Source organism: Aquamicrobium terrae, from assembly GCF_040545735.1.
Taxonomy (GTDB): Bacteria; Pseudomonadota; Alphaproteobacteria; order Rhizobiales; family Rhizobiaceae; genus Mesorhizobium; species Mesorhizobium terrae_A.
This window is the reverse complement of sequence record NZ_JBEPML010000004.1, coordinates 274,084-297,637: the sequence shown is the minus strand read 5'-3', so window position 1 is coordinate 297,637 and position 23,554 is coordinate 274,084. Positions and strand designations below refer to the sequence as shown.

The window sequence follows — 23,554 nt, the reverse complement described above, 5'->3', positions numbered from 1 at the left end:
ACGCTTCCACCCACGATACCGGTTTCATGTCTCACTGGCCTTCTGCCGCCTTTTCGGCCGCCACCAGTTTGCGGATGATGTCGTAGTCCGAATCCTGCATGGCCACGAACTTCGTCGAGTTTATGCCCTCAAAGAACGACTTCGCTTCCGGATTCTCATGCAGGGTAAGGAAGGCCTCGCGGATGGCCTGTTTGATCGGTTCGCACAGGTCCGACCGATAGACCATCGGGTCCTGCGGGATGATGCCTGACTGCCACAGCACGCGATAGTCGGCCTCGGCAGCAAGGCCGCGGTCGATGACATTGTCGAGACGGTGGGTTGCGACGAAGGCGCTGTCGACGCGCCCCTCCTTGACTGCCAGTGCAGACTGATCGTGGCCGCCCGTATAGACGACCTTGGAGAAGTACTTCTCCAGTTCCGGCCCGGTGCCGATCTCATCGCCAAACACCATGCGGGGCATCAGGTTGCCGGAGGTGCTGGCCGGATCGGCGAGGCCGGTCACGGTCCCCTTCAGGGAGTCCAGATTTTCGAACTTGCTGTCGGCCTTGACGACCAGAACCGCCCTGTAGCCCGGCCCTTCTTCCTGGAAGTGCCCCTTGGCCTTGGTGTAGGTGGCGAAGACCTCCAGCGTCGGGTCCTTTTCGCGGGCCAGCACATAAGAGTTGGGCCCGTGCACGCCGACATGGACCCATCCGTTAACCATGCCCTCGATGACGGAAGCATAGGAGGTCGGCATGAAGAATTCCACGCTCTTGCCGGTCTTTTCTTTCAAGGCCTTGAGCAGGGGCTGATAGATATCCAGTTCCTGGGTCGTTTCCTCGGTCGGAATGATCGAGAATACGAGCTGGCCTGGGTCCTTGCAGTCCTGCGCCAGGGCGGCAGCAGCAATGGTGGACAACACGCTTGCGCCAAGCAGCGCAATGGAAAGCTGTTTCAACGATTTCATCTTCTCCTCCATGATGAAAGTTCGACAGTACGCTTTGTGTGCTGGACCGCTTATGCGGCCGATGCTTTTGCCTCCATTCCGGCTGCCGCCAGCAGTTCCTCGCGCGAGCCGATGAAATTCTGTCCACGCTCGCCGGCAAAGGCAGCCTCGATCAGAGCGCGCCATTCGGCGAGTTCGATGCCATAGGCATGATGGTCTGTGGCCACTCCCAGCTTGTTGAGAGTTGTCTCGAGCCGCTCGGCCGCTCCCTGTGCCTCGCAACCGAAGATCGACCGCAATGCTTCCTCGCAAATTCCTCCCCGGTCGGCGACCGAGCGGATGATCATCGGCAACGTGAACGAACAAGCGATGCCGTGCGGCACGCCATACCGCAAGGTGATCGGATAGGAGAGGGAATGAGCGATCGCGGTCTTGGTATTGGAAAAGGCGAAACCGGCAAGCGTGGCGGCGCGCGCCATGCGTTCGCGCAATTGCAGATTGCCGAGGTCGCCGACCAGCGCCGGCAGAGTGGACAGAACACCCCGGGCCGCGGCTACGGCATGCGCCATCGAGACAGGATTGGCATTGCGGTTCCACAGGCTTTCGAGCGAATGCGACAAGGCATCGAGCCCGGTCTGCACGGTCAGCGCCAGTGGCTTGCCGAGCATCAGCTCGGGATCGACCAGCGCCTGCCGCGGATAGAGGCCGGGATGGGCGAGAGAATATTTGAGCCCGTTGGCGTTGTCCCATACCGTTCCCCAACAGGTCACCTCGCTGCCGGTGCCTGCCGTGGTCGGCACCGCGATCAGCGGCCAGGGATCGAGGGTGCCGGCGCCAGAACGCTTCTTCAGATAGGCGTCCACCACGCCGAAATCGCCGCGGGCGGCTGCGAACGCCTTGGCCGAGTCGATCACCGAACCGCCGCCCAGCGCCACGATTACCTCAGGTGCCGCTGACAGGTCGCGGAAGCGCGCTGTCTGCTGCTCCAAATGGCTGATGTCGGGATTGGGAGCGATATCGTCGACCACCAGCAGCGGCTTGCCGCCCCTACGTTCGAGTTCCGCCCCGAGCTTGTGGAAAGCCGGCTCGCCATAGGTGACGAGCGCATAGCTGCGTCCACCCAGGAGTTCGCCCAGCTTTGCAAAACTGCCCTGTCCGAACCAGACATCGACGGGATTACGATAAGACCACACGGCTGCTACCTGCGCTGAGTTTCCTGATGCTCACAGCGTGGCCGCTTTGCCGTCTATTGACTAATACATATTTCCAGAGCTTATCATAGATAATGGCTATAGTATTTTCCCATCTTCGTTCCTTCCATGCAGTCGCCGAACATCGCGGCTTCACCGCCGCCGCGCAGGCGCTGCACATCAGCCAGCCGACTGTCACCACCCAGGTCAAGGAACTGGAGGAACGTTACGGGGTCGAACTCCTGGTCCGACGCGGGCGGCGTGTCGAGTTGACCGAGACGGGTGCCGCGCTGTTCGACATCAGCCGCCGGCTGATGAAGCTACATGAGGAAGCCGACGAACTGCTCCTGAGCAGCGGCCGTCTGACGATGGGCCAGCTACGGATCGCCGCTGTCGGTCCCTTCCATGCCACGGAAATGGTGGCACGCTTCCTGGCCGCCTACCCGGCCATCAAGGTCAGCATGCTGCTCGGCAACTCCGACCAGACGCTACAACGGATTCTGGAGCTCGAGGCCGATGTCGCCATCCTCGCTCACATCGTCGACGATCCGCGCGTGCTGTCGGTGCCATTCAGCTCCCATGAGGTAGTGGTCTTCGTCAATGCCGATCATGCCTGGAATGGCCGCGAAAGCGTCGAAATGGCCGAACTGGCCGACCAGCCGCTCATTTTGCGTGAAACTGGCTCCACCACGCGGAGGGCCCTTGAGAGGGGGGCCGCCGCCACCGGCACGACCATCACACCTTTCCTCGAGATCGGCAGCCGCGAAGGCATATGGAAGGCGGTCGAGCGTGGGCTTGGTATCGGCGTTGTCGCTGATTTCGAGTTCGTCGCCCACCCGCGATTGACGACGATACGGATTGCCGACGTCGAGGTGCGCACGGAATACAGGCTGGCTTGTCTGCAGGAACGCCGCGAGTCGCCGAAGATCGAGGCCTTCATGCGCAGCGTGTTGCCCGAGGCGGAGTTGCTCAACGCGCAGCACTCGTCTGATCCATAGCTTTCATCAATCGTTCAAATTCAAAATTGCGATTTGGCAAATAGGTATGGCTGGTTCAAACAGAAGATGACTCTCCTCGAAGGCAGGAAGGACCTCCTCTGATGAACCAGCACACTCCTGTTTCTGTTGCCGCGAATGGGCGGACTTATGCGTGGCCGCGTGTGCCTGCGATTGCGATCTGCCTTGACGGCTGCGAGCCGGCCTATCTGGACGCGGCGATTGCGGCGGGGCTGATGCCGGCGCTTGAGAAGATCAAGGCCAGGGGCACGGTGCGCACCGCCCATTCGGTGATCCCCTCCTTCACCAACCCCAACAACCTGTCGATCGCCACCGGGCGGCCGCCGGCGGTGCACGGCATCTGCGGCAACTACCTCTACAACCCCCAGACGGGCGAGGAGGTGATGATGAACGATCCGAAGTTCCTGCGCGCCCCGACCGTGTTCCAGGCCTTCTACGACGCCGGTGCCAGGGTGGCGGTGGTGACGGCCAAGGACAAGCTGCGCGCGCTGCTGGGCCACGGGCTGAAGTTCGACGACGGCCGCGCCGTGTGCTTCTCCTCGGAGAAGTCGGACACCACGACAAAGGCACAGCACGGCATCGACAATGCCTCGCAATGGCTGGGACGCCCGGTGCCGGAGGTCTATTCGGCCGAGCTGTCGGAGTTCGTCTTCGCCGCCGGCGTCAAGCTGCTCAAGGAATTCCGGCCGGATGTCATGTACCTGACCACCACCGACTATGTGCAGCACAAATACGCGCCGGGCGTGAAGCAGGCCAACGACTTCTACGAGATGTTCGACAAATACCTGGCCGAGCTCGATGCGCTGGGCGCGGCCATCGTGGTCACCGCCGACCACGGCATGAAGCCCAAGCACCATGCCGACGGTTCGCCCAACGTGGTCTATGTGCAGGACCTGCTCGACGAATGGCTGGGCAAGGACGCGGCCCGCGTCATCCTGCCGATCACCGATCCCTATGTGGTGCATCACGGGGCGCTCGGCTCCTTCGCCACCGCCTACCTGCCGCAAGGGGCCGACCGCGCGGCAGTGATGGACAGGCTGCGCCAGGTCGAGGGCATCACGCTGGTGCTCGGCCGCGAGGAGGGCTGCGCCCGCTTCGAATTGCCGGAGGACCGCATCGGCGACATCGTCATGGTGTCGGGCGAGAACAAGACCATCGGCACCAGCGCGCACCGCCATGACCTTGCCGCGCTCAACGAGCCGTTGCGCTCGCATGGCGGGCTGACCGAGCAGGAAGTGCCCTTCATCACCAACCGCGTGCTGCCCGACCAGCCGGGCGCGCCGGCGCTGCGCAACTTCGATGCCTTCTACTATGCGGTGCTGGCGGCAGCGCAGGTGGGATGACACTTTCATCCTCCCCCTTCATGGGGAGGATCGCCAACCGGGCCGGCGGGCGGAAGGGCCCTGCCTGGCCTTCCAACCCCACCCCGGCGCCGATGCGCCGTCCCTCCCCATCAAGCGGGAAGGGTGAAGGAGCCAGATATGAACAAGCCCGAGACTTCCCTCAAGCTCCGCCACGAGCCGATGCGCATCGCCGGCGAGAAGGTCGATGCCGACGGCGTCGTCGAGGTGCGCTATCCGTGGAACGACACCGTCATCGGCACGGTGCCGGCCGGCGGCGCCGAGCATGCGCGGCGCGCCTTCGACATCGCCGCCGGCTATACGTCGAAGCTCACCCGCTACGAGCGCCAGCAGATCCTGTTTCGCACGGCCGAGGCGCTGGCCGCGCGCAAGGAGGAGATCTCCGACCTGGTGACGCTGGAGCTCGGCATCTCCAAGGCCGACTCGCTCTACGAGGTCGGCCGCGCCTATGACGTGTTCACGCTGGCCGGCCAGATGTGCATCCGCGACGACGGCGAGATCTTCTCGTGCGACCTCACCCCGCATGGCAAGCAGCGCAAGATCTTCACCCTGCGCGAGCCGCTCAACGCCATCTCGGCCATCACCCCCTTCAACCATCCCCTCAACATGGTCTCGCACAAGGTGGCGCCGGCCATCGCCACCAACAATTGCGTGGTGGTCAAGCCGACCGAACTGACCCCGATGACGGCGCTGGTGCTGGCCGATATCCTCTACGAGGCCGGCCTGCCGCCGCAGATGCTGTCGGTGGTCACCGGCTGGCCCGCCGACATCGGCGACGAGATGATCACCAATCCCAACATCGACCTGATCACCTTCACCGGCGGCGTGCCGGTGGGCAAGCTGATCGCCTCGAAGGCCGGCTACAGGCGCCAGGTGCTGGAGCTGGGCGGCAACGACCCGCTCATCATCCTCAACGACCTGTCCGACGAGGACCTGGCCAGGGCCGCCGATCTGGCGGTCGCCGGCGCCACCAGGAATTCGGGCCAGCGCTGCACCGCCGTCAAGCGCATCCTGGTCCAGGAGAAGGTGGCCGACCGCTTCGTGCCCCTGGTGCTGGAGCGGGCGAAGAAGATCCGCTTCGGCGACCCCATGGACCGGTCGACCGACCTCGGCACCGTGGTGCACGAACAGGCCGCCGCCCTGTTCGAGAAGCGCGTCCACATGGCGGCCGAACAGGGCGCGGAAGTGCTCTACGATCCCGGCCGCAAGGGGGCGCTGCTTCCCCCCATCGTGGTCGACCGCGTGCCGCACGCCTCCGAACTGGTCATGGAGGAGACGTTCGGGCCGATCATCCCGATCATCCGCGCCCCCGACAATGACGACGACCTGATCGCTTTGTCCAACTCCACCGCCTTCGGCCTGTCGTCGGGCGTGTGCACCAACGATTTCCGGCGCATGCAAAAATACATCGCCGGCCTCAGGGTCGGCACCGTTAACATCTGGGAAGTGCCCGGCTACCGCATCGAGATGAGCCCCTTCGGCGGCATCAAGGACTCAGGCAACGGCTACAAGGAAGGCGTCATCGAAGCCATGAAGTCCTTCACCAACATCAAGACCTTCTCACTTCCATGGGCTTGACCCGGACATGACCCCGAATTGGCCGGCACCCGACTGCTCCCGGACAAGAGCGAGAGCGGATCGCCTCCCTGTCAGGCGTTCTCATCTTCAACACTGGTGTTCTTATATCTTCCCCTCACCTCTGCGTCCCAGATCGGCTCTGGGCCTGTGGGTCGTGATCCAGTCGATGACCGAACGCGTATGGAGAGCGGTTTCTTCCGAGAGGCCGGGCCGGACATGGGCCACAAAGTCTACGGCAGGCAGCGGCGGCAGTTGACGATTTACCTCCGAAGAATAGAGCGATGGGGCAACCGAGCTGGAGTTGAGCGGTGTTACGGCAAGCCCGGCCGCAGCCATTGCCGTCAAGCTGCCGAGGCTGGGACTGACGGTCGTTATCTGCCAGGCGCGGTTCATGGCCGCGAGCGCTGCAAGCGCTGCGTCCCGATAGGGACAGGGCTCGGGAAATACGGCCAGGGGGATGGGGCCACTGAGATCCAGCGGATATTTTCCGAACGCCCATACCAGCGGTTCGCTCCACAGATGCGTGCCGGCCTGCTCCCCCCTGCATCTGCACCCGACTATCAAGTCGAGTTCTCCCCGCTCCATGCTCTCCAGCAGCAGCGTGGTATTCGAGATGTGAATCTCCAGTGTCCTGCTCGCGCGCGCGTCGTGAAATTTCTTCAGGACCGACGGCAACCAAGTGCTCGTTAAATCGTCCGACGCGCCGATCCTCAAGTTGAACGCGCTGCTGCTTCCTTTCATGAGGCTCCGGGCATCCTCGCTCAGGCGCAGGATTGCCCGCGCATAACCGAGCAGCGCCTGCCCCTGCGGCGTGAGAGCCACCGTTCGAGTGTTGCGTTCGAACAAGGTGCATCCGGCCTGATCTTCAAGCCTGCGGACATGAGCGCTGACCGCGGATTGGGTCAGGTTCAGCTGCTGACCGGCCTTGGTGAAACTCGAAAGGTTCGCAACTGCCTCGAAGGTGCGAAGCAACGGGATATCGAACATCGATTTACCTCATGACGCACTGAATAGCATGATAATAAATCGTTTCTCATGATCAATGAAGGCTGATTGACTTGATCCCCTCGAAAGACGGGATCTGTCACCTTGTCGTTTGAAGCCTGGATTCCTTTTGCTCTTGCAACGATGACTTTCGCCTGCATGCCTGGACCGGCCATCCTCTATATGTCGGCACAGACGCTGGCCTATGGTCACAGGGCCGGCCTCATGGCCGCTCTTGGCGTCCATCTTGGCTGCTATGTGCATATCATGGCAGCGACTGCCGGGCTGGCCGCGCTTCTCCATCATGCACCGGTTCTCTACTCCGCCATCAGATTTGCCGGCGCGCTCTATATGCTGTGGCTGGGCAGCAAGATGGTGTTTTCCCCGAAGCGTCAGGATGGGGCAGAGACCCCTGCCCCGCACCCAAGGGTGCTGCGGGACAGCATCATCGTGGAGGTCCTCAATCCGAAAACCGCGCTGTTCTTCCTGACGTTCCTTCCGCAGTTCGTGAACCCGGAAGCGGCGCTCCCCAGTTGGCTGCAGTTCCTGGTACTTGGCGTCATCGTCAACGGCGCGTTCTCGATCGCCGATCTCGCCTCGGTCGGAATTGCATCCGTTGCTTCGCCGCAAATCTCGTCGAAAGGATCCCTTGCCTGGGTTTCGAGGGCGAGCGGTGTCATCCTCGTCGGACTGAGTATCGCCATCGTGCTGCGCTATGTCTAAGGACAGGAAGTTCAGGACCCTGCGAGGCCGATCCGTCGGGCCGCACCCCTGTAGAGGGACTGTATGTCCTTGTCGAAGCGGAATGTATCAAGGAAGTGCGTCACGTCGTAATCCGGGATCTGCCGCCTGATCCGCGTCACGTGACTCCGCGCTCCGTCAATATCTCCGGCGAGGGCGAGACAGTGGGCCGCGATGGCCAGTATATGCACATGCGCGTTTGGGCGTGACGCGGCTCTCATGCCCCATTCGGCAGCCTCCTCGAACCTGCCCAGGCGTACCAGCGCCATGGCGCGTGCACCAAGCATGCCGAACAGCAGCGGGTCGCAGGGGCTGAGCAGGCGGGAATGGTCCGACGAGGCGATTGCCGCATCGGGATCACCGTTCTGGGAGTGAATGAATGCGACGGAATAATGCCCCAGCGCGAAGTTCGGGCTGAGTTCGACGGATTGCTCCAGTGCATGGACAGCCTCGGTCGCCTCCCCGCAGAGCCAGAGCGCACGTCCCATCGCCCAGTGCGCGCTGGGGTTCAGGCTGTCGGCTTGCAGGCTGTGGCCCGCCGCCTTCAGCGCCTGCTTTGTCTGGGCGTTCCGATCTTCCCAGCGCTGGAAGGCGTTCTGCCAATGCGTGAAAGACAGACCGGCGTAAGCGCGCGAAAAAGTTGGATCGAGTTTGGCGGATTGCCGGAAAAAATCGGCGGCCCGCGCGTTTTCTTCGGCCGTGAAATTGTACATGTGCCACAGGCCACGATGAAAACACTCCCACGCATCGAGCGAGTCCGCTGGCTTCAAGAGGGCGCGATTGCGTTCGGCCGTCTCGATCTCCGCCGCAATCGACGAGACGATGCCGTCGCATAGGTGATCGAGCACCGGCAGGTGGGCGACCGCATCCGCCTCCAGCTTGTCTGCCCACAGGACGTGGGAAGTGGCGGCCTCGGCAACCTCCACGGTCACGATGGTGTTGTCGGCACTGCGTTGCACATAGCCGTTGGCGATGTAGTCGACAGCGAGCCGCTCGCCGATCTCGCGCACGCTGAGCGCCTCGTCGGCGATGGCGAAGACCGAGCCTCGTGCAATGACGAACAGGCTGCGCAATCGCGCCAGCCTGCTGATGATGTCGTGGGTCAGCGCATTCCCCAGCACGCTGCGTCTTCCCGTGCCGCGGCCGAACTCTGTGAATGGCATGACGGCAATGGAGGCGCGCCGCGAAACGGCATTTCCAGTGTTGGCAAAAACTCCTGATGCCGCTGCTGCCGGTGCGGTCGAGGCGACCCGCATCGCCGCCCATGCGGCCCGCACCGGAGCGAAGTCGATGCCCTCCGATGCGAAGCTGCGCGCGGCTGCGTCGACGTAACGATCGCCCTCCTCGATCATGTGCCGATGGAAGAGCTCCGTCAGAAAACGCCGGTTGCCCTCGATGTCGAACGGCGCGCATTCCAGCCAGTTCCTCGCTGCGGCAAGTCCCTTCGACGTCCCCGGTGTCGACCGGCGGCCGATCTCGACGACGATCTCTGCCTGGATCAAGCGAAATTCGCTGCGCCTCGAGGTCAACCAATGCTGGAGATCGGGACTGCCGTTGACGTCGAGACCGTCGAGCAGGTCACCTGTGAAAGCGGCGGACAAACTCTCCAACTCGTCATCGGAGAGCTGTCCGATCCCATTTTTTGACAGCGAAAGAACCCTGAGCGCATCAACGTCGCAATCGCGCAGGTCGAGAGCCACCCGGCCCTCATCGGTGATCACCCGCAACCGCCCGGGTTCATCGAGAAGCGCACGCAGCTTGGTCAGGCACCATCTGAGTTCGCCACGCGGGTCGTTTGGCGCCTGCCACAAGAGTTCGCAGAGGCGCTCGCGCGATACGGGGTGCGACGCTAACGCCAGATAGGCGACCAGCAGGCGGATTTTCCGAGACGGGGGCAATGGTGCCGCCACGCCGGCGCGCAACACCCTCAACGGCCCGAGCAGCCGCAGTTCAACCGCCGCCACCGACGGCTTTGAAGCGGAACGATCCGATTCCATGCTCGCTCCAACGCCGGCTCCCACGCCGCGGCGCCAGCGCGCATTCTAGCATCGGTCCTGCAATCGCAAAATCTCAATCGACGCCGAGCCCGACGGTCGCGAGCGCCGCATCCAGGGAGGACGACATGTCAATGAAGGAAGCTTCGAGGACCACGAGCGGCCGCGGACGGCTGTTCGACAGCGTGGTGGAGACGATCGGCGACACGCCAACGATCCGCATCAACAATCTCAGCGTCGACGGCCGGACGATCTACGTCAAGGCCGAGTTCTTCAATCCCGCATCCTCGGTCAAGGACCGGCTGGCCGTCGCCATCATCGAGGACGCCGAGAGGAGCGGCGCACTCAAGCCCGGCCAGACCGTGGTCGAGGCGACCAGCGGCAACACCGGCATCGGGCTGGCCATGGTCTGCGCCCAGAAGGGCTATCCGCTGGTCGTCACCATGGCGGACAGCTTCTCTGTCGAACGCCGGCGGCTGATGCGCATGCTCGGTGCCAAGGTCGTGCTTACGCCGCGCATGGAAAAGGGCTTCGGCATGTATCTGAAAGCGGTCGAGCTTGCCGAGAAGAACGGCTGGTTCCTTGCCCGCCAGTTCGAGACGAAGGCCAATGCCGCAATCCACGAGGCGACGACCGCGCGCGAGATCGTCAACGACTTCGCGGGCTCGCGGTTTGACTGGTTCGTCACCGGCTATGGCACCGGCGGCACGGTGGTGGGCGTGTCGCGCGTCCTGCGCCGCGAGCGCCCGGAGACGAAGATCGTGCTTGCCGAGCCGGCCAATGCCCAGCTCATCGGCAGCGGCCACGCCCAGCAGCGCGGTGCGCAGGGCCAGCCGGCTGTGAGCCATCCGGCCTTCGAGCCGCATCCGATCCAGGGTTGGACGCCGGACTTCATCCCCGACGTGCTGCAGGAAGCGATCGACAGGAAGTACTATGATGAGGTGCGGCCGATATCAGGTCCGGAAGCCATGGAATGGACCAGGATGCTTGCGCAGAAGGAAGGGCTCTTCACCGGCATCTCGGGCGGCGCGAGCTTCGGCGTCGCGCGGCAGGTGGCGGAGAACGCACCGGCTGGCTCCGTCATCCTGTGCATGCTGCCCGACACGGGCGAGCGCTATCTCTCCACGCCGCTGTTCGAGACGATCCCGGCCGACATGGACGAGGAGGAACTGGCCCTTTCGCTCTCCACGCCCGGCTTTCAGCTGGCCGCAGCCTGAGCGGGAGGCCGTCATGGCGAATCTTATCGCCCGCAAGATGGATCCGTCGGCCATGAACCCCACCGAAACGCTCGATCCGGTCGACTGGTCGCGCGTGGCGGAACTGGCCCACCGGATGATGGATGATGCGGTGGAGCATGTACGCACCGTGCGCGACCGGCCGGTATGGCGGCCGATGCCGGAGGAAGTCGAGACGGCTTTCCATGGGGCGCCGCCCTGGAGCCCCATGCCGCTGGACGAGGTATACGAGATCGTTCGACGCACCGTGCTTGCCTATCCGATGGGCAACGTCCATCCGCGCTTCTGGTCGTGGTACATGGGAGCCGGCAATTTTACCGGCGCGCTCGCCGATTTTCTCGCCGCCGTGCAAGGATCCAACCTTGGCGGCGGCAGTCATGCCGCCGCGCTCGTCGATCAGCAGGTGGTCGGCTGGCTTCGCGACATGATCGGCCTGCCGCCGACGGCGAGCGGCACGCTGGTCAATGGCGGCTCGGTAGCCAACCTCGTTGGCCTCACCGTGGCCCGCAATGCCATGGCCGGGATCGACCTGCGCGAGGAAGGAGTGGGTGCGCTGGAGCGGCCGCTTCGCTTCTATGCTTCCGACCAAGTTCATTCCTGCCACCGCAAGGCGGTCGAGACCCTCGGCCTCGGCAACAGGGCACTGCGCCGCATTCCGACCGATGCCGCCTTCCGCATCGACCTCGGAGCCCTTCGAACGGCCGTTCATGAGGACCGGGAGGCCGGTTTCCAGCCTGCCTGCATCATCGGCACGGCCGGGACCGTGAACACCGGTTCCGTTGACGACTTGAATGCGCTTGCCGACTTCGCTGCCGAGGAAGGCATGTGGTTCCACGTCGACGGCTGTATCGGGGCGCTGGTTTCTGTTGCCCACGACAACGCATGGCGGGTCAAGGGGATCGAGCGCGCCGATTCCGTTGCGCTCGATCCGCACAAATGGCTGCATGCGCCCTTCGAGGTCGGATGCGTCCTCGTGCGGGATCGCAAGGCGCATCGCCAGGCCTTCGCGGTTTCGCCCGAATATCTCAAGGGCACCGCGCGCGGGCTGGCCTCGGGCGAATGGCTGCACGAATACGGGCTCCAGACCAGCCGGGGCTTCGGGGCGCTGAAGGTCTGGATGGCCCTGATGGAGCATGGCACCGCGAAGTTCGGCCGGCTCATCGACCAGAACATTGCCCAGGCCCGTCACCTTGCCGATCTCATTCGCGACAACGTGCCCCTCGAACTGATGGCGGAGCCGGAATTGAACATCGTCTGCTTCCGCTATGCGCCTGCCGGCCTCACAGAACAGGAATTGAAGGCGCTGGACACCGAAATCATGATCAGGCTTCAGGAAACCGGCGTGGCCGCGCTGTCCGACACGGTCATCGGCGGCCAGCACTGCCTGCGCGCGGCCATCTGCAACCACCGGACACGCCCCGAGGATCTGGAATTGCTCGTCGCCGAAACCTTGAAGCTGGGGTCGGTGTTGGCTGGCTCGTAAAGGCATCGGGCGATGCGCCGGGGTCTGGCGATAGGGGGCGATCATCCGACCCCAAAGGATCGTACTCGTCAGGACACTGCTGCCTTTGGAGCTCCGGCCATCACCTCATCTTTCTGCCTTTCGGGGAATGGCCGGAACGTCATCAGGATCAGCATTGCCGCAAGCCCCATGCCCCAGGAGCCGATATACATCAGGGTGTAAGAGTCGAACCGGTCGTAGACGAGGCCGCCCAGCAGCGGGCCGGTCGACATGCCGAGGCTGCCGGCCATCGCCGAACCGCCTATGATCGTGCCCATCATCTTGAGTGGAAAGTTCTCGCGGATGATGACGGCATAGAGCGGCATGGTGCCGGCATAGATGAAGCCGACAAGCGCCGCCACTGCGTAGAAGGGGCCGAGCGTCGAGACGAACACATAGGCGAGCACGCCGAAGGCCTGTGCCAGCAGACCAATGACGAGGACGCGCTGCGCACCGAAGCGGTCGCCTGCAAGGCCGAAGCCGATGCGGCCGAACATGCCGGCAAGCCCCTCGACGCTGTAGATCGACACGGCTGCGATCATCGGGATGCCGCAGGTCACCGCATAGCTCACCGTGTGGAAGATCGGGCCGGAATGGGTGGCGCAGCAGAAGAAGTTCGCCAGCATCAGCGTGATGAACTGCGGCGAGCGCACCGCCTGTCCGACCGTCATGTCCGATCGCGGTTCGTCGGTTGCCGTCGAGGCCTGCCCGCCCTCCAGCGCCGGCGGGCGGCGCACGAGCAGTGCTGCGGGGATCATCAGGACGGCCGCGATGCCGGCGATGATCAGCATGGCGGTGCGCCAGTCATGCATCGTCACCAGCCAGGCCGCGAGCGGCGCCATGGTCATCGGCGCCATACCCATGCCGGCGGAGACCAGCGAGACGGCGAGACCGCGCTGCGTGTCGAACCAGCCGGTCACGCAGGCCATCATCGGCGCGAAGACGGCGGCGGTCGCGGCACCTACCAGAAGGCCGAACAGGAGCTGGAATTCCACCAGCGATCCCGCCCGGCTGGCGAGCGCCAGGCTCGCGGCCAGCACCACCGATCCTGTCAGCACCACCGGGCGCGGCCCGAACTTGTCGGAGAGGCCGCCCCACACCATGCTGGCCGCGGCCATGGCGAGGAAGCCGATCGTCATCGCCGTGGATATGCCGGTGACCGACCAGCCGGTCGCCTGCGCCATCGGCCGCAGGAAGACGGGCAGCGAGAACATGGCGCCGATCGCGACACAGCCCAGCAGGCCGCCCGCCGCGACGATTACCCAGCGATAGGGATGGTTCATGGGGACACTCCAGAGCTACCCTGTACCGCCCGGCGCCCTGCTCAGCCGCCGGACGGTGGTTGATGCCCCAAGGACGCGTCAGGAGCGCCAGTGCCGACATCCGGTTGGATATTTTTATCGGCACTTCCTGAATACAGGATCAGCCCTGCGGCGGCTTCCAGTCTGCCGAAGGTATGGTGTTGATCATCCAGGGAACGCCGAACCTGTCGACCAGCGAGCCGAAGCCGGGCGACCAGAAGGTTTCGCTGAACGGCATGACCGCCCTGCCCCCCTCGGACAATTGGTCGAACCAGCGCTGGGCCTCGGCCTTGTCCGCGGTGTGCAGGGTGACGTCGAAACCGTTCTTGGGCTTGTCGATATTGGGGGCCCATTGGGCATCCATGTCGGCGCCCATGAGCGCCTGGTCTCCGACTTCGAGCCAGCAATGCATCAGCCAGGTCTTGTACTTCTCGTCGGTGATCGGCATGCCGGGAGGCGCATCGGCATACTCCATGGCAGCGGTGATCTTTCCGCCCAGAACCCTGGCGTAGAACTCGAATGCCTCGCGGCACTGCCCCTGGAAGCTGAGGCTCGTCACAATCTTCATGGTCATCTCCTCTTCTGATTGGGGGTTGCGTGCGTGCCCAGCGCTCGCGGGAAGCGATCGTCGATGCCGATTGTGCCTCCTTGGTTATGTTGATATCAACGTAATAGATTCAACACTGTCAACCTTCCCAATGAATGCTCCTGACAAACCCGGCCACCAAACCACGCTCCTGGTGCGCGACACCTGCCTTTGCCTGCATGCGCAAAGAGCGGCGCGGGCGCTTGCACGCCGCTTCGACGTCGAGCTGAAACCGGCCGGCATCACCAGTGGGCAGTTTTCACTTCTCATGTCGCTCAACCGGCCAGCGCCGCCAAGCATTGGCAGCGTGGCATCCCTGCTGGCCATGGACAGGACGACGTTGACGGCCAATCTCAAGCCGCTGGAGCGCCGCGGCCTTGTCGAGATGGTGGCCGATCCGCTGGACAGGCGTGCCCGCCTGCTGCGTTTGACCGCTGCCGGCCGGGCCGTGCTGGTGGAAGCGGTGCCGATCTGGATGCGTGTCCATGCGGCGATCGAAACGACCCTGCCCGACCCGGACCGCCTGCGTTCCGATCTGGCCCTTCTTTCGAAGCCTGACGATCAGGAGGCCTGATAGGTCCTGCCGCGACGCCGGGAGATCAAGGCCGGATGTTGGCTCCGATATGTTCAAGCGCTGCCTCGACCCGTGCCGCCGCGCCCGCATCGAGCGGCAGGATCGGACGGGGCGGGATTGCCCGGCACAGGCCGAGAGCCTCGGCGAGGGCGTACATGACACGGAAGCTGCCGAACTCGCGAAAAAGATCCCACAATGACTGGAACGCCCGGTCGAGTCGCTCCGCCTCAAGCCGGTCCCCGGCCATGGCCGCGGTTGCGAGCGCCCGTGCCTGAGCCGGCAGAAGCCCGGCGATGACGCTGTACCAGGCGTCGCCACCAGCCAACAGCGATTCTGCCGCGCCCCAGTCGCCGCTGTAGCCAATGGCAAAGTCCGTCGGTGTATGGGCGCGCAGTCGTGCCAACTCGCCGCGGAAGTCGTTATCGGCGGGCAACGGCATCTTTATGGCTGCAATGTTCGGCATCTGCGCCAGACGTGCAATCAGGTCCTCGCTGAAAACAAAGCGCGTGGTGCCGGGGTTGTTGTAGATGCAAAGCGGCAGATCGCCGGCCCCGGCGACCGCCGATATATGTTGGAACACCTCCTCCTCCCTGAGCAGTGTGTAGGACATCGGCGCAAGCAGCAATCCGTCCGCCCCTGCCGTCCTTGCATCGCGGGCGAGTGTCTCCGCCTCATCCGTGCGGAGCGCGCCGACACCGACGATGACAGGGACCCTGCCGCCGACGCTGTCCCTGGCGATCTCGACGGCACGTCGCCGCTCCTCACGCGACAGGAAGGCATAGCCGCCCGTGCTGCCGAGGAGGCCGATCGAGTTGACGCCGGCTGTGCTGATCCGTTCGAGCAGACCCGAAAGCGCGGTCGCGTCGACGCGTCCTACCACATCCGTCGGAGTGATGGAAAAGGCCGAAAGGCCGGTAAACAGGGTCATCATCGTCTTCCTGCCGGCTAACACCGTACATCCGGCAACGTGAGCGGCTGCGTCAGTCTATCCTCTCGTCCCTGCTGGCCAGAAAGACCTCACGCGCGATAGAGGCGGCCCTGCGGACATGATCTCGCGCGGCGGCGGCGGCCCGCTCACCGTCGCGGTCGCGGATCGCTTCGACGATACGGGCCATCTGGGCCGGTCCCTCGACGTTGCGGTTCTCCGTCTGGATCGTCATCGACCGTAGATGGTTGATCCTGACCGTCAGAAGCTTGACGATATCCCAGGCGACGTCACGATTCACCTTGCCGAACAGGATGCGGTAAAACTCCGAAGTCTGGTTCAGCACCTCGGCCAGATCGTGAGCGGCATAGCCGGCGCGGATCCCGGCCAGCGCGGCTTCCAGCTCCGGCACGATGGTCGGATCGTCGGCTTCCGCGCAAAGCCGCGCGGCCATGGCCTCAAGCGCACCGCGCACCTCGTAGATCTGTTCGGCAACAGCCAGATCGAGCCGCGCGACGATCGGCCCCTTGCTGCCCTCCGTGCTGACCAGTCCTTCGGACTCGAGATGGCGCAGGGCTTCGCGCACGATGGTGCGGCTGACGCCCATGCGCTCCACCAGATCGCGCTCGACGAGCCGGTCGCCGGGACGGAAGACGCCGTGGAGAATCGCATCGCGCAGGTTGCCGAGCGCGAGTTCGCGCAAGGTCTTGCCCGGCCGTTCGACCCGAAGCTCCGTGGCTGCGCCTTCCTGATCCATTCCCGCTCCGCCGTCCTCTTCTCCCGCGCCCGGTGCGCTGTGGAATCCGGGCCCGGACACCATATCCCCTTGCCCGGTTTTCACAATATTCTCAATGGTGTGCCGGATCAGCGCATCACGAAGGGGTCCGGGAACGGATCGTCACAGGTGCGCACCCAGACCGTCTTGGTGCGCGTGTAATCGAGCGCCGCCGCAAGTCCGCCCTCACGCCCGTGTCCCGACATGCCGAAGCCGCCGAACGGGGCTATGGGCGAAACTGCGCGGTAGGTATTCACCCAGACCACACCTGCCCTGATGCGCCGGATCAAACGATGGCCCCGCGCCAGATCACGGGTGAAGACGCCCGAGGCCAGTCCGAATTCGGTGTCATTGGCGATACGGATGGCTTCCTCCTCGGTTTCGAAAGATACCACCGACAAAACAGGACCGAAGAATTCCTCGACCAATGAGGGCGAGTCGGTTCCATCGCAATCCAGAATGGTAGGCAGGTAATAGTATCCTTCCCGCCGGGGTGCGGACCCGCCGCAGACCAGCCGCGCACCGGATTGCAAGGCGCGGCCGACCAGGGCGTCGATATGCTCGCGCTGCCGAAGGGTGGCCAAGGGGCCCACCTCGGTCGCCATGTCCAGCGGGCCGCCGATGCGGATGGCTTCTGCCTTGGCCTTCAGCTTCGACAAGAAGACATCCTTGACGCCGCGTTCCACGATCAGTCTCGATCCCGCGACGCAGCTCTGACCGCAGGCGGCGAAAATTCCGGCCACCTGCGCGTTGGCGGCACTGTCGAGATCGGCATCGGCAAAGACGATGAAGGGTGATTTTCCCCCGAGTTCCAGCGAGGTCGAGGCAAGGTTTTCCGCAGAGTGGCGCACGATATGACGTGCTGTCGCCGGCCCGCCGGTAAACGCGATATGCGCCACTTTCGGGTGCGAACTCAGCACGCTGCCGCAGGTCGGGCCAAAACCGGTTATGATGTTGACCACTCCGGGCGGGAACCCGGCTTCATGCACGAGGCGGGCGAATTCCAGGAGCGGCGCAGGCCCGTCCTCCGAAGCTTTCAACACCATGGTGCAGCCGGCCGCCAGTGCCGGACCCAGCTTGACCGCCGAAAGGAAAAGCTGGCTGTTCCACGGTACGATCATGGCGACGACGCCGATCGGTTCGCGGCGCAGCCAGACTTCCATATCCGGCTTGTCGATCGGCAGATGCGCGCCTTCGATCTTGTCCGCCAACCCGGCATAGTAGCGGAAATAATCCGCCACATAGGCGATCTGGGCTGCTGTTTCGCGGATGATTTTGCCGGTGTCCCGGGTTTCCAGTTCGGCAAGCCGCTGCGCGTTCTGCGCGATCAGATCGGCCAGCCGCGACAGCAGCTTGCCCCGCTGCGTGGCGGTCAAACGGGGCCATTCACCCTCATGCAAGGCCCGGTATGCCGCCGCCACTGCGCGCTCGACATCAGCCGCCCGGGCCTCGGGCATTTCGGCCCAGGGGGTGCCGGTCGCGGGATCGAGACTTTCGAACCGGGCCTCGCCATCCGAGAAGGTGCCGTCGATGTAGTATTGGAAACGCTGCATGGCCTGCTCCCTGGGTGTGCGGCGCGACCGCCCGGCCGCGTCGCCGTCGTTCTTATCAGACCGGCTCGGAGAGCCAGCGCTCCAGTTCGGTATTTACCTTGTCCGGTGCCGTCAGGTTCACCATATGGCGATGCCCCTCGATCACCACGGCCCTGCCGCGAGGGGCCAGGGATGCCATGTGCCGTGTCATCTCGGGGGTCGAGTTCGGGTCTCCATCGGCGGTCAGGAACAGTGCAGGCGCGGTCACTCTTGGCCAGGCCTCGGCAAAGGTCTCGTCGCCGGTGGCAAAGGCAGTATAGGTTATCGCATAGGCACGCCGGTCCATCGCCGAAAGCCAGCGGACCACCAGATCGCGCGCGGCAATCCCGGTCGCATCCTCGCCGAACCAGCGCCGCATCGGGCCCAGGATGTCGACGCCCTCGGTCCAGATGGCCGCGGCGCGTTCCATCACGGCACGCTTGGCTTGCGGCTCACGACAAAACACGCCGTTCAGGCAGGCCACGCGGGCGATCCTGTCCGGCAGGCTTGCGGCCGCGCCGCCGGCGATCAGCGCCCCCATCGAATGCCCTGCCAGACTGACGCGGGCTTCACCCAGTTCCTCCAGCGTGCGGCCGACCCAGGCAACGAAATCCTTCAGCCCGCTGCCGACCGGCAGGGCGACGCTTTCCCCATGGCCGGGCATGTCCAGGGCGATCACCTTGCGGGTTTTCGCCAGGTGCAGGATCTGCGGCGCCCAGGCTTCGAGCCGCATGCCGACCCCGTGGATCAGCACCAGCGTCTCCCCTTCGCCGGCCATCGTATAGGCGGTGCCCGCCGGTGTCCGGCGCCGCCCGATTTCCCGGACCGCGGCGACGCAGTCCGGCAGAGAAAGGGATTGAACCCCGGCTTCCATCGTCTTGCGCCTTTCAGACACCGGCCGGATTGGACGCGTCCTGACCCAGATCCTTCAGGTCCTGATAGCGATCACCGATGCGGTGATGCGGCCGCCCGCCGACCGAGGCGCCGAGCGCCACCACGATCTCGTTTGCGGCCGGGGCATCGGGAATTGCGCTCTGGATCGTCAGATAATGCGAACGGCGTCCCTCATCGTTCTTGTCCATCAGGGGGATCATGATCGGCGCATTCGCCGGGCCCCGGGTGTTGGTGAAGGCGAGATAGGATTTTGCCCCCACCGCGCCGCGGTAATGGTTGCCGAACCTGAGGGTGTGGATCAGCGCATTGGCATGTTCGAGTTCACCGTCCAGGCCCACCACGGCGGCTTTGCCGTAGGCCTCGACCGCCTCGCCCGAACCGACGGCGTCGATGATCATACCGGTCAGCAGTTTGCCGAGCTCCGGGGCGACGGCGTGGATTTCGGGTTTCAAATCCTCGACATAGCCGCGCCCGGCCCACGGATTGGCAATCACCGCGAAGGCCGAGAACAACCTCAGCGGCTGGCGAGCAGGACGCCCGCCCTCGATCAAGGTGGTTTCGACCTGCAACAGGGTCTTGCGGATTTCCAGGGACATGACACGCTCCGTCAACAGTAGGTGCTGGCCGAGCCCTGTACCGGGCCCGGGAGATGGGATCAGGCGGTGGCTGGGAGGGCAGGATCGAGCCCGCCGGTGAAGGCCAGTTCATAAAGGCGCGCCATTTCATCGGGTGTTGGCAGGCGCGGGTTGTTATTCGGCGTTCCCGAGGCCAGCCCCTGACGGGCCATCTCGGGGATTAATTCCATGTAGCGGGCGCGGTCGATGCCGAAGCCTTCCGGCGTCGGCACTTTCAGTCGCCGGTTCATCGCCTGAAAGGCCGGGACCAGTGCAGCGGCGGCCTCGGTGTCGCCCGTGGAGGGCGGCACAATGCCCAGCGCCCGCGCTGCCATGGCATATTTCCCCGGCGCCCGCGCCAGCGAAAACTGCGTGACCAGCGGCAGAACCATGGCATTGGACATGCCATGCGGGACGTGGAAGAAGGCACCGATCGGCCGGCTGAGGCCATGGATCAGGGCGGTCGAGGTGTTCGATACCGCCAGCCCGGCATGGGTGGCGCCCAGCATCATTCCTTCACGAGCAGCACGGTTGGCAGGTTCTTGCGCCACCGTTTCCAGATGGGCTCCGATCAGTTGCAGGCCCGAAACCGCCAAGGCGTCCGAATGCGCGTTCGCGTTGCGGTTCACCAGCGCTTCGAGCGCATGGGTCAGAGCGTCGATGCCGGTATCCACCGTCACCCGGAAAGGACAGGTCAGCGTCAGTTCGTAGTCGACGATGGCGGCTGCGGGCAGCGCCGCCGTGCCAAGGATGAGCATCTTCTCATTTGCCGCCACGTCGGTGACGACCGCAGCACGGGTGACCTCGGACCCGGTGCCGGCCGTGGTCGGAATGGCCACCAGAGGCAACACGTCTTGATCGACGATACGCGGTACCTTCAGCGCGTTCAGCGGCTCGCCGGTCGAAAGCACGATGCCTGCCGCCTTGGCCGTGTCGATGGCGCTGCCGCCGCCAAGGGCGACCAGACCGTCATGGCCGCCTTCGCGGGCCTGCACCACCAGCGCGGCGACGGAAACATCGGTCGGGTCCTCGACCACATCGGCAAACAGGCCGAAGCTCAATCCCTCCGCCACCAGGCCTTCGGTGATTGCGGCCGCGTGGCCGACCGTAACCATCGTTTGATCGGTGACCAGCAGCGGGCGGGAGACACCAAGCGATTTCAGCAGGCCCGCCAGCCGGTGGCGCGCGCCGCCTCCGATCAGCAACTCGCGCGGGGCCAGCACCCGGTTGATCGACTGTTGCATCATGTCGCCGCCCTCAGTGCACCAGGATTTTCGAGAGGAAGGAACGGGCGCGTTCAGTCTTCGGATTGTCGAAGAAGGTTCCGCGGTCGCCGATCTCGACGATCTCGCCCTGGTCCATGAAGACGATCCGGTCCGCCACCTTGCGGGCAAAACCCATCTCATGGGTGACAACCATCATGGTCATGCCCTCCTGCGCCAGCGCGACCATGACATCGAGCACCTCGTTGATCATCTCGGGATCGAGCGCCGAGGTGGGCTCGTCAAACAGCATGGCCTGTGGGTCCATCGCAAGAGCGCGGGCGATGGCGACGCGCTGCTGCTGGCCGCCGGAGAGCTGGCCCGGGTATTTCCCGGCATGGGCGGACAGTCCCACCCGTTCCAGCAGGGCCGCAGCCTTGGCCTTGGCTTCGGCCGGGCTGCGTCCGAGAACCTTCTCCTGCCCGATGCAAAGGTTCTCGGTAATGGTCATGTGGGGAAACAGCTCGAAATGCTGGAACACCATCCCGACCTTGGCACGCAAGGCGGGCAGCCTGGTTTTCCTGTCGGTGACGTCCGTACCGGTCACCGTGATGCTGCCGTTGTCCACCGGCTCCAGCCCGTTGACGCATTTGATCAGCGTAGACTTGCCCGAACCGGAAGGGCCGCAGATAACGACCACCTCGCCACGCTTCACGGTCAGGCTGCAATCTTTCAGAACCTGGAAGTTCGGGCCGTACCATTTGTTGACCGACTGCATCTCGATCACGGGTCTGTTGTCCGCCATGATGGTTCCCTCAGTGATTGCCGACCGACATCGGGCCATAGGCCTTGCCGAAGCGACGCTCGATGCGGCGCTGGATCAGGTCCCAGGCAGTGGTCATGATCAGGTAGTAGATCGCGGCCACGACGAAGAGCTCGAGTACGAGGAACTTCTCCTGGATCAGCACCTGCGTACGGCGCAGCAACTCTTCCATCGAGATGATGGAGGCGATCGAGGTGGTCTTGAGGACGCTGTTGACCGAGTTGCCCAGCGGCGGAATGATAATCCGCATGGCCTGGGGGGCGATCACATAACGCATGACCTGGGATTCGGTCATGCCGATGGCGCGCGCGGCCGCGATCTGCCCTTTGGGCACCGCCGAAATGCCCGCCCGGATGATTTCGGCCAGATAGGCTGCCTCACACAGCGCCAGGCCCAGCAAGGTCGATTGAATGACGGTGAAGCGGATGCCGAGCTGCGGCAAGCCGGTGTAGATGATTATGAGCTGCACCAGCAGCGGCGTGCCACGGAAGATCCAGATGTAGAAGCTTGCGGGGGCCGACAGGAAATGATGCCGTGACATCCGCATCAATGCGATGAAAAAACCCAGAACCAGGCCCGAACTGATCGCAAAGACCGTCAGGCCAAGGGTGACCATCGCCCCTTCGAAGAGGTAATAGTTCGTCAGGTATTCGAAGAAGCCCTCCCAGTTCCAGCCTTTCACCACATGCATCCTTTTGCATAGAAGATCGTCTCGCGCCCGGCCGGGAAGCGGCCGGGCCTATCGGGGGAGCGCAAGGGCTGCGCCCCGATCAGTTCTCGATCGGCAGATAGCTCAGATCGCCGTCGGCCGGATTGACGCCATACTGGCTCATCAGCCGATCAAACGTGCCGTCGGCCTTCATTTCCTTCAACGCATCGGAAACGGCCTGGGCGACCTCGGGTGACACCATGGCCAGCGAACCGGGCGTCGGATACATGCCTGCAATGGCCTGGGTGAATTCACCGCGGTCGTCATACTGCTTGGCCACCGGGTCGATCGAGACCGCGGCATCCGCCTGCCCGGCGCGGAGTGCCTGATAGACGGTGGCGTAGTTGTCGAACAGGCTGATGCGCATTTCCGGCAGGCCGCGCTGCTTGAATTCGGCGTTCAGTTCCTTGATCTTCACCTCGGCATAGCCGCCGATATCCGTGGAGACGGTCTTGCCGGCCAGATCCTCGGGCTTGGTGACCGAGGTGTCCCCGGAATTGGTCGAGATCGAAATGGCAAGGTTCTCGTAGGGGATCATCAGAAGGATCTTGCGACGGGCCGGAGTCACAAAGAGGCCGGCGTCGATCAGGTCCCAGCGGCCGCCCTGCAATCCCGGCACCATCGCCGCATATTCGATGCTGATGTACTCCGGCGTCAGGCAAAGCCGTTTGGCGATCTCGACGCCCAATTCGATGCGCAGACCCTTCAGATTGCCTTCGGAGTCGGCATAGGCCATCGGCGGCAGCGTCGGGCTGGTGGCCATGAGCAGATGGCCCGCCTTGACCAGGTGCTCATCGGCGATGCGGGGCGTGCAATCCTGCGCCTGAGCCGCAAAAGCGGACGCCAGCAAGGCGATGCCGGCCAGGATTCCATGAATCGCGAAATTGCCGCGCGGTGCAGTGTCGTGGTGCTGTTTCATGCTCCTCCCTCATATATGAATTCCATATTATGGTATACCATCATACTGAGCATAGCGGAGTCAACAGGAATCGTAGCTCTGGCCGGACGTTCCACGTCCTCTGGAGATCACGGGGCAACCGTCAGGTGAAAAGGTC

At 64.0% G+C, this 23,554-nt stretch carries 22 protein-coding genes; 7 read left to right on the top strand and 15 right to left on the bottom strand.

Annotated elements, in window-relative coordinates:
* Positions 1 to 31: 31 nt before the first annotated feature.
* Positions 32 to 946: a phosphate/phosphite/phosphonate ABC transporter substrate-binding protein gene (locus ABID37_RS08505; RefSeq protein WP_354193822.1), complete on the bottom strand. Its 915-nt coding sequence runs from the start codon at positions 944 to 946 to the stop codon at positions 32 to 34.
* A gap of 50 nt (positions 947 to 996) precedes the next feature.
* Positions 997 to 2,118, bottom strand: a complete 1,122-nt coding sequence (gene psrA, locus ABID37_RS08500) for an iron-containing alcohol dehydrogenase PsrA (RefSeq protein ID WP_354193821.1) — start codon at positions 2,116 to 2,118, stop codon at positions 997 to 999.
* Between the two features lie 92 nt (positions 2,119 to 2,210).
* Between psrA and ABID37_RS08495 the strand changes: the two genes are divergently transcribed.
* The 3 genes from ABID37_RS08495 (at position 2,211) to phnY (ending at position 6,070) form a co-directional block, all read left to right on the top strand.
* Positions 2,211 to 3,113, top strand: a complete 903-nt coding sequence (locus ABID37_RS08495) for a LysR substrate-binding domain-containing protein (protein ID WP_354193820.1) — start codon at positions 2,211 to 2,213, stop codon at positions 3,111 to 3,113.
* 101 nt (positions 3,114 to 3,214) lie between these two features.
* Positions 3,215 to 4,474 (top strand): phosphonoacetate hydrolase, encoded by a 1,260-nt coding sequence (gene phnA / locus ABID37_RS08490; RefSeq protein ID WP_354193819.1) that lies wholly within the window; start codon positions 3,215 to 3,217, stop codon positions 4,472 to 4,474.
* Between the two features lie 138 nt (positions 4,475 to 4,612).
* Positions 4,613 to 6,070 (top strand): phosphonoacetaldehyde dehydrogenase, encoded by a 1,458-nt coding sequence (gene phnY / locus ABID37_RS08485; RefSeq protein WP_354193818.1) that lies wholly within the window; start codon positions 4,613 to 4,615, stop codon positions 6,068 to 6,070.
* A 102-nt stretch (positions 6,071 to 6,172) separates the two neighbouring features.
* On the opposite strand, the gene ABID37_RS08480 is transcribed toward phnY, so the two are convergent.
* Positions 6,173 to 7,057: a LysR family transcriptional regulator gene (locus ABID37_RS08480; protein WP_354193817.1), complete on the bottom strand. Its 885-nt coding sequence runs from the start codon at positions 7,055 to 7,057 to the stop codon at positions 6,173 to 6,175.
* Between the two features lie 156 nt (positions 7,058 to 7,213).
* On the opposite strand from ABID37_RS08480, the gene ABID37_RS08475 reads away from it, so the two are divergent.
* Complete coding sequence (locus tag ABID37_RS08475; RefSeq protein WP_354193816.1) at positions 7,214 to 7,777, top strand: LysE family translocator; 564 nt, start codon at positions 7,214 to 7,216, stop codon at positions 7,775 to 7,777.
* Positions 7,778 to 7,788: 11 nt separating this feature from the next.
* Here ABID37_RS08475 and ABID37_RS08470 read toward each other — a convergent pair whose 3' ends face one another.
* Positions 7,789 to 9,792 carry a transcriptional regulator gene (locus ABID37_RS08470; protein WP_354193815.1) on the bottom strand — a complete coding sequence of 668 codons (2,004 nt, stop codon included), beginning with the start codon at positions 9,790 to 9,792 and terminating at the stop codon, positions 7,789 to 7,791.
* Between the two features lie 125 nt (positions 9,793 to 9,917).
* On the opposite strand from ABID37_RS08470, the gene ABID37_RS08465 reads away from it, so the two are divergent.
* Both ABID37_RS08465 and ABID37_RS08460 read left to right on the top strand, forming a co-directional pair.
* Entirely contained in the window at positions 9,918 to 11,006 is a 1,089-nt protein-coding gene (locus ABID37_RS08465) for a PLP-dependent cysteine synthase family protein (protein ID WP_354193814.1), read from the top strand.
* A gap of 13 nt (positions 11,007 to 11,019) precedes the next feature.
* Positions 11,020 to 12,507, top strand: a complete 1,488-nt coding sequence (locus ABID37_RS08460; RefSeq protein ID WP_354193813.1) for a pyridoxal phosphate-dependent decarboxylase family protein — start codon at positions 11,020 to 11,022, stop codon at positions 12,505 to 12,507.
* 68 nt (positions 12,508 to 12,575) lie between these two features.
* On the opposite strand, the gene ABID37_RS08455 is transcribed toward ABID37_RS08460, so the two are convergent.
* Positions 12,576 to 13,808: an MFS transporter gene (locus ABID37_RS08455; RefSeq protein WP_354193812.1), complete on the bottom strand. Its 1,233-nt coding sequence runs from the start codon at positions 13,806 to 13,808 to the stop codon at positions 12,576 to 12,578.
* Positions 13,809 to 13,947: 139 nt separating this feature from the next.
* Positions 13,948 to 14,394, bottom strand: coding sequence for a VOC family protein (locus ABID37_RS08450; RefSeq protein WP_354193811.1), 447 nt, complete (start codon positions 14,392 to 14,394; stop codon positions 13,948 to 13,950).
* A gap of 130 nt (positions 14,395 to 14,524) precedes the next feature.
* Between ABID37_RS08450 and ABID37_RS08445 the strand changes: the two genes are divergently transcribed.
* Positions 14,525 to 14,986, top strand: coding sequence for a MarR family winged helix-turn-helix transcriptional regulator (locus ABID37_RS08445; protein WP_354193810.1), 462 nt, complete (start codon positions 14,525 to 14,527; stop codon positions 14,984 to 14,986).
* 25 nt (positions 14,987 to 15,011) lie between these two features.
* Here ABID37_RS08445 and ABID37_RS08440 read toward each other — a convergent pair whose 3' ends face one another.
* From ABID37_RS08440 to ABID37_RS08400, 9 genes are all read right to left on the bottom strand, one after another.
* Positions 15,012 to 15,914: a dihydrodipicolinate synthase family protein gene (locus ABID37_RS08440; protein ID WP_354193809.1), complete on the bottom strand. Its 903-nt coding sequence runs from the start codon at positions 15,912 to 15,914 to the stop codon at positions 15,012 to 15,014.
* Between the two features lie 52 nt (positions 15,915 to 15,966).
* Positions 15,967 to 16,668, bottom strand: coding sequence for a GntR family transcriptional regulator (locus ABID37_RS08435; protein ID WP_354193808.1), 702 nt, complete (start codon positions 16,666 to 16,668; stop codon positions 15,967 to 15,969).
* Between the two features lie 107 nt (positions 16,669 to 16,775).
* Complete coding sequence (locus ABID37_RS08430) at positions 16,776 to 18,239, bottom strand: aldehyde dehydrogenase (protein ID WP_354193807.1); 1,464 nt, start codon at positions 18,237 to 18,239, stop codon at positions 16,776 to 16,778.
* Between the two features lie 55 nt (positions 18,240 to 18,294).
* Entirely contained in the window at positions 18,295 to 19,131 is an 837-nt protein-coding gene (locus tag ABID37_RS08425) for an alpha/beta fold hydrolase (protein WP_354193806.1), read from the bottom strand.
* Between the two features lie 13 nt (positions 19,132 to 19,144).
* Positions 19,145 to 19,747: an amino acid synthesis family protein gene (locus tag ABID37_RS08420; RefSeq protein ID WP_354193805.1), complete on the bottom strand. Its 603-nt coding sequence runs from the start codon at positions 19,745 to 19,747 to the stop codon at positions 19,145 to 19,147.
* Between the two features lie 59 nt (positions 19,748 to 19,806).
* Complete coding sequence (locus tag ABID37_RS08415; RefSeq protein WP_354193804.1) at positions 19,807 to 21,012, bottom strand: iron-containing alcohol dehydrogenase; 1,206 nt, start codon at positions 21,010 to 21,012, stop codon at positions 19,807 to 19,809.
* Positions 21,013 to 21,022: 10 nt separating this feature from the next.
* Positions 21,023 to 21,754 (bottom strand): amino acid ABC transporter ATP-binding protein, encoded by a 732-nt coding sequence (locus ABID37_RS08410; protein ID WP_354193881.1) that lies wholly within the window; start codon positions 21,752 to 21,754, stop codon positions 21,023 to 21,025.
* Positions 21,755 to 21,782: 28 nt separating this feature from the next.
* Complete coding sequence (locus ABID37_RS08405) at positions 21,783 to 22,472, bottom strand: amino acid ABC transporter permease (RefSeq protein ID WP_354193803.1); 690 nt, start codon at positions 22,470 to 22,472, stop codon at positions 21,783 to 21,785.
* An 88-nt stretch (positions 22,473 to 22,560) separates the two neighbouring features.
* A complete protein-coding gene (locus ABID37_RS08400) occupies positions 22,561 to 23,418 on the bottom strand; it encodes an ABC transporter substrate-binding protein (RefSeq protein WP_354193802.1) in 858 nt (285 codons plus the stop codon).
* Between the last annotated feature and the right edge of the window lie 136 nt (positions 23,419 to 23,554).